Source organism: uncultured Phenylobacterium sp. (assembly GCF_902826855.1).
Classification (GTDB): Bacteria; Pseudomonadota; Alphaproteobacteria; order Caulobacterales; family Caulobacteraceae; genus Phenylobacterium.
Map to the genome: position 1 here is coordinate 1 of NZ_CADEGK010000244.1, position 6,228 is coordinate 6,228.

At 64.5% G+C, this 6,228-nt stretch carries 6 protein-coding genes and 1 pseudogene; all 7 read left to right on the plus strand.

What is annotated here, in order from left to right; genetic code table 11:
* A partial coding sequence (locus QZV94_RS22155) for a type I restriction-modification enzyme R subunit C-terminal domain-containing protein (RefSeq protein WP_293682074.1) occupies positions 1 to 890 on the plus strand: 890 nt, incomplete at its 5' end.
* A 3-nt stretch (positions 891 to 893) separates the two neighbouring features.
* A complete protein-coding gene (locus QZV94_RS22160) occupies positions 894 to 1,787 on the plus strand; it encodes an FRG domain-containing protein (protein ID WP_293682077.1) in 894 nt (297 codons plus the stop codon).
* Positions 1,788 to 1,791: 4 nt separating this feature from the next.
* The gene (locus QZV94_RS22165) at positions 1,792 to 3,249 is read left to right on the plus strand and encodes a class I SAM-dependent DNA methyltransferase (RefSeq protein ID WP_293682080.1); all 1,458 of its coding nucleotides are present in this window, start codon (positions 1,792 to 1,794) and stop codon (positions 3,247 to 3,249) included.
* On the plus strand, positions 3,246 to 4,916 hold the full coding sequence (locus QZV94_RS22170; protein ID WP_293682083.1) for a restriction endonuclease subunit S: 1,671 nt from the start codon (positions 3,246 to 3,248) through the stop codon (positions 4,914 to 4,916). Before QZV94_RS22165 ends, QZV94_RS22170 begins: the two co-directional genes overlap by 4 nt.
* A gap of 5 nt (positions 4,917 to 4,921) precedes the next feature.
* Positions 4,922 to 5,299, plus strand: coding sequence for a hypothetical protein (locus QZV94_RS22175; RefSeq protein ID WP_293682086.1), 378 nt, complete (start codon positions 4,922 to 4,924; stop codon positions 5,297 to 5,299).
* Positions 5,300 to 5,401: 102 nt separating this feature from the next.
* Positions 5,402 to 5,842 carry an HNH endonuclease gene (locus tag QZV94_RS22180; RefSeq protein ID WP_293682089.1) on the plus strand — a complete coding sequence of 147 codons (441 nt, stop codon included), beginning with the start codon at positions 5,402 to 5,404 and terminating at the stop codon, positions 5,840 to 5,842.
* 2 nt (positions 5,843 to 5,844) lie between these two features.
* A pseudogene (locus tag QZV94_RS22185) lies at positions 5,845 to 6,228 on the plus strand (hypothetical protein); the annotation flags it as partial.

Below are 6,228 nucleotides of genomic sequence, written 5' to 3' on the forward strand. Positions count from 1 at the left end.
GCCGCCTGATCGTCTTGGACCGCGCTGTGGGTTCCATGACGGAGTTCAAGCAAATCGTGGGCCGCGGCACCCGCGTGCACGAGGACACCCGCAAGTACTACTTCACGCTGATGGACTTCCGCGGGGCCACCGACCACTTCGCCGATCCCGATTTCGATGGCGATCCTGTCCAGATTTACGAGCCGGGTCCGGGTGATCCTGTCACGCCACCCGACGACACCCCACCGGGCGGCGACATCGGCGAGGATGGCGAGGACTTCACCGGCGATCCCGACGAGGTGGTCATCCACGACCCCTGGCGACCGGATCCGGGCGGCGAGCCCACTCGCAAAATCTACGTGGACGGCGTCGGCGCCCACATCCTGGCCGAGCGGGTCGAGTACCTCGACGCCAATGGCAAGCTGGTCACGGAGTCGCTGCGCGACTTCACCAAGAACGTCCTGCGCAGCCGCTACGCCAGCCTGGACGACTTTCTGAAACGCTGGAACGCTGAGGCGCGGAAACAAGCGATCGTCGAGGAACTTGAGGAGGAGGGTCTGCCGCTGGACCTAATCGGCGCGGAGCTGGGCAAGGACCTCGACCCCTTCGACCTAATCTGCCACGTCGCGTTCGACGCCAAGCCGCTAACCCGCCGCGAGCGGGCCGAGAACGTCAAGAAGCGCGATGTGTTCACGAAGTACGGTCCGCAGGCCCGCGCCGTGCTGGACGCCCTGTTGGTGAAGTATCAGGACGAGGGCGTGCTCACCCTTGACGACGCCAACGTGCTGCGGATCGCGCCCTTCAGCGCGATGGGCAGCGTGGTCCAGCTCATCAAGGCGTTCGGCGGCAAGGCCGGCTTCGACCAAGCCATCCAGGAACTGCAGTCGGCATTGTACGAAGGGGCGGCCTAGGTCGTGGAGACAATCGGCCAACGCGAGCTTCGGTCATTCCTGTCAGAGTCGGCGGGCGAGAACCTCCGGGAAGATGACGATACGCGACGGGTCTCATGCTCCCAGGTCCGCAAGGACAACGGCGTTCCGGTCAGGGACTACCTGGACCTCGCCCAGAAGGTTGCGACGGTTCAGTTCTATAATCCCGACTACATCTTCCTCTATCGCGGCCAGGCGGCCGACTACCGCCGCAAACGCGCCACTACCCTGAAACCCCCGATCTTTCGAGCTCCGGCAGGCAGCTCGGTGTCGGATCAAGGCATCCCCACTGGGGATGAGTTGACTCGTCGCTACGACGTCCTTCGCCGCGCAGAACAGCTGCTGTTGTTGAGGTACCCCCATCGCCACGGCGCACAGAGGCTGAGGCGGCAGCGCATCCTGAGATGGGCGATCCTGCAGCACTATGAAGTGTGCGACACCCCGCTGCTCGACGTGACCCAGTCCCTTAGGATTGCTGCGGCGTTCGCCACGATCGGCGCCGACGATCGAGCCTTCGTCTACATGCTCGGACTGCCCAACCTGAGCGCCGCGATAACGGCAAGCGCTGAGGCTGGTCTGCAGGTCGTGCGGCTGTCGACGGCGTGTCCGCCCGAAGCTCGCCGCCCTCACCTACAGGAGGGCTATCTCATCGGTGAGTACCCTGACATTTCTGACGTCTCCCAGAAGGAAAACTATGGCCTGTACGAAGTCGATTTTGGGCGGCGGTTGGTCGCCAAGTTCTGTTTCGATCCACAGGTCTTTTGGGTTCCAGGCGGCCCCTATCCAGCGATACCGCGCGAGGCACTCTATCCTGACGACGGCGACGCGCTCGTCGACCTCCGAAACTCCATTCGCTCAGACCTGGGCCTAGGTTCCTAAACGCATGTCCGTCCGCACCACCGTCAAATCCATCCAGGATCTCATGCGTCAGGATTCGGGCGTCGATGGCGACGCCCAGCGGATCAGCCAGCTCTGCTGGATGTTCTTCCTGAAGATCATCGATGATCAGGATCAAGAGCTGGAACTGATCCAGCCGGGCTACGAGTCACCGATCCCTGACGAGTTCCAGTGGCGCAACTGGGCGGCCGACCGGGAAGGCGACACCGGCGACACCCTGCTGGCCTTCATCAACAGCGAGATGTTTCCGGCGCTGAAGGCCCTGCCCAACGCAGGGTCCCAAGGCAGCCGTGCGCGGGTCGTGCGCAGCGTGTTCGAGGACGCCTACAACTACATGAAGTCGGGCCACCTGCTGCGCCAGGTGGTCAACAAGATCGACGAGGTGGACTTCAACGACCTCAGCGAGCGCCAGCATTTCGGCGACATCTACGAGCAGATCCTCAACGACCTGCAGAGCGCGGGGAACGCCGGCGAGTACTACACGCCGCGCGCCGTCACCGCCTTCATGGTGGACCGGATCGACCCGCATCCCGGCGAGGTACTGTTCGACCCGGCGTGTGGCACCGGCGGGTTCCTGACCTGCGCCCTGCGCCACATGCGCGACCGTTATGTAAAGCGCGCCGAGGACGAACAGACGATGCAAGCCGCATTGCGCGCGGTCGAGAAGAAGCCACTGCCGCACATGCTGGCCGTCACCAACATGCTGCTGCACGGGGTGGAGGACCCCAGCTTCCTGCGCCACGACAACACCCTGGCCCGGCCCTACATCAGCTGGGGGCAGTCCGACCGGGTCGACATCGTCCTGACCAATCCTCCGTTCGGCGGGCGCGAGGAAGACGGGATCGAGAGCAACTTCCCGGCCCACTTCCGCACCCGGGAAACGGCCGACCTGTTCCTGGCTCTGATCATCCGGCTGCTGAAGACGGACGGCCGCGCCGCCGTGGTGCTGCCCGACGGCAGCCTGTTTGGCGAGGGGGTGAAAACCCGGCTGAAGGAACATCTGATGGAGGAGTGCAACCTCCACACAATCGTCCGACTGCCCAACTCGGTCTTCAAGCCCTACGCCTCGATCGGCACCAACCTGCTGTTCTTCGAGAAGGGCGCGCCGACCCGGGACATTTGGTTCTACGAGCACCAAGTGCCGGTCGGCCAGAAGGCCTATTCCATGACCCGGCCGATCCGGATCGAGCACTTCCAGCCGTGTATCGACTGGTGGGGGGGCAAGAACCGCGAGGGTCGCGAGGAGACCCCGCAGGCCTGGCGGGTCACGGCCGAGGCGGTCAAGGCGCGGGGCTATAACCTCGACATCAAGAACCCGCACGCGGTGGCCGACGACCACGGCGATCCGGCAGAGCTACTGGAAACCTTGAACGCAGCTGAGGGCGAGACGGCTCGGCTGCGCGACCAGTTGAAGGCGATCCTGGCCGAGGCGCTGGCGCGATGAATGCTGAACGCCTGCTGGCCTACTACGAACGTATCGCGGACGCCCCCGAAGCGATTGAGCGATTGCGTGAGTTCATTCTCGACCTAGCGATGCAAGGCAAGCTGGTCGAACACGACCCGCCGAACTTGGCGGCCCGGAATGCGCTAACGGCCGCGCGGAGGTTCCTTGAGGACAAGGCTGGCCAGACTGGCCGCCTGCGGTGGAAGCCTTCTAGCGAGGTGCTTCCCAGTGAGGTCAGGAGGGACGTTCCTCCTGGCTGGATCGCCGCACGAGTAAATGACACCGGCCTCTACATCAATGGCTTGGCGTTCAAACCCTCGGATTGGAAGTCTTCTGGGATTCCGATCATTCGAATCCAAAATCTGACCGACCCAAGCAAGGAGTTCAACTACGCAGCCGGCGACTTTCCCGACGAGGTCATGGTTCGCCCCGGCGACGTGCTTGTATCGTGGTCGGCAACGCTGGACGCGTTTGTTTGGCAACGCGGAGATGGGGTGCTTAACCAGCACATTTTCCGCGTCATCCCTGCCGAGGGGCTTACAGAGCCCCGATTTCTCCATCTCCTGCTTCACCGTGCAATTCGGGAAATGGCAGCGAGCGAGCACGCGCACGGGCTGGCGATGATGCATATCAACCGCGGGCCATTCATGGCCCATGTTGTCCTCATCCCGTCGCTCACCGAACAGCACCGTATCGTCGCCAAGGTCGATGAGCTGATGGCCCTCTGCGACCAGCTGGCGGCGGCACGCGCGGCACGGGAGACGGCGCGCGACCGGCTGGCGGTGGCGAGCCTCGCTCGCCTGAACATCCCCGATCCCGACACCTTCGCCGACGACGCCAGCTTCGCCCTCGAAGCTCTGCCGGCGCTCACGACCCGCGCCGACCAGATCAAGCAACTCCGCCAGACCATCCTGAACCTCGCCGTGGCAGGAAAGCTCGTGCCGCAGAATCCGAACGATGAACCGGCGTCCGAACTGCTTAAGCGGATCGCGACTAAGCACGAGAGTTCAGTCGAAATCGATCATCCCGAGGAGCTGGGCGAACTGCCGCCAAGCTGGCTCGCGGTTCCTCTGATTTCTTTGGGTTCCTGGGCAATCGGCTGCGGCTTTCCGAAGAACGAGCAGGGCCTGAACAAAGGGCCGCACTTCTTCCTGAAAGTCAGCGACATGAACCTGCCGGGGAATGAGAAATTCATCTCCACGGCTAATAACCTGATCGATGATGAAGCGGCACGGCGGATGCGTGCCAAAATTCACCCGGCGGGGACGATCATTTTTCCGAAGATCGGCGGTGCCATCGCGACCAACAAGCGCCGTGTCCTAACCAAGGGGTCGGCCATTGATAACAACTGCCTCGGGATCACATTTTCCACCGAACTAGACTGCGAGTGGGCCTACCTTCTCCTGACGACACTCGATTTCACGAAATACCAGGTGGGCACCGCCGTCCCCGCCTTGCAGCAGGGGGTCCTCGAACGAATTGCGGTTGGGCTCCCACCCGTCGCCGAACAGCACCGCATCGTCGCCAAGGTCGATGAGCTAATGGCCCTCTGCGACCGGCTGGAGGCCAGCCTCGCCGCCGCCGCCGCGACCCGCCGCCGCCTGCTCGATACCCTCCTCGCCGAGGCCCTGGCGCCGGCCGAGGCTCGCGAGATGGAGCTGGCGTAGCGGCCATGGGCGTCAACCTCGTCGTCGCGGTGACTGATGGGGACTGGTTCGACACCCTGCGCCATCGGCCCGACCTGGCCGAGGTGAACTTCTGGGCGCCGTCGGCGGCCAACTTCCGGGCGCTCCAGCCCGGTGAACTGTTCCTGTTCAAGCTCCACGCACCCCGCAATGTGATCGTCGGCGGCGGCGTCTTCGCCTATGCGAACGCCCTGCCCTGTTCACTGGCCTGGCAGGCGTTCGGCGAGGCCAACGGCGCGCGCTCGGCGCAGGAGATGCGCGTCCGCATCGCCCGATATCGCCGGGCCGACCCGGGCGACCGCAGCGACTTCGAGGTCGGCTGCCGCATCCTGACCCAGCCGTTCTTCCTTGAGGAGGCCGACTAGATTCCCGTCCCGCCGAGCTGGGCTACGAACATCGTCTCGTTCAAGACCTACAACACCGAGACCACCGACGGCCTGGCGCTCTGGGAAGCCGTACAGGATCGCGTGGCGGGGGCGCGACAACCCGGCGTCGCCGAGCCGGAGGCGCGCTTCGGCGAGACCCAGCTCATCCGGCCGCGGCTCGGCCAGGGCGCCTTCCGCGTGCTGGTGACGGACATCTATCAGCGCCGGTGCGCTGTGACCGGCGAGCGCACCCTGCCCGCCCTCGAAGCCGCGCACATCCGCCCGTACGGCGACGGTGGCGAGCACGAGGCCCCCAACGGCCTGCTGCTCCGCCGCGACATCCACAGCCTGTTCGACGCCGGCTACGTGACCGTGACGCCGGACCGCCGCTTCGAGGTTAGCTGTCGGATCAAGGAGGAGTTCGACAACGGGCGGCACTACTACGCCCTGCACGGCCAGTTGATCAGTGTGCCGGACGCGGTGATGCAGGGGCCGGACCCGGCGGCCCTGACGTGGCACAACGAGAACCGCTTCAGGGGGTGAACATGCCGCTCGACCTCACGGTCTTCCACGATCAGTTCGCGCGCTTCCGCCGCCTCGTCGCGGCTGAGGGCAAGGATCAACCCTTCACCAACTTCCAGGAAGGCGCCGCGGCGGTGTGGGAGGGCTACAAGACTCGGCTGCGCGACCATGCTCTGGAGCTACTTGCGGCCGACGGATGGTCGGCGGGGCAAGTTGGCGGCGGCGTGATCCTCCAACACGTGGTCGACGCCATCGAGATCCAGGACAGTCGCGTCACCCTCACCAACAATCTCGTCTTCTGGCAGAACCGCTTCGGCCACGCCAACCGCGACCACCGGGTCCTGCTGGAGGCGCAGACCGATCCGCACCTGCGTCGCGAGTCGGAGGACCTGATCTTCAGCCTCTAT

What these genes read in the sequence shown, in the direction of transcription:
- QZV94_RS22165 (WP_293682080.1), top strand. Translation starts at nt 1,792, where the DNA reads ATGTCCGTCCGCACCACCGTCAAATCCATCCAGGATCTCATGCGTCAG.
- QZV94_RS22170 (WP_293682083.1), top strand. Translation starts at nt 3,246, where the DNA reads ATGAATGCTGAACGCCTGCTGGCCTACTACGAACGTATCGCGGACGCC.
- QZV94_RS22175 (WP_293682086.1), top strand. Translation starts at nt 4,922, where the DNA reads ATGGGCGTCAACCTCGTCGTCGCGGTGACTGATGGGGACTGGTTCGAC.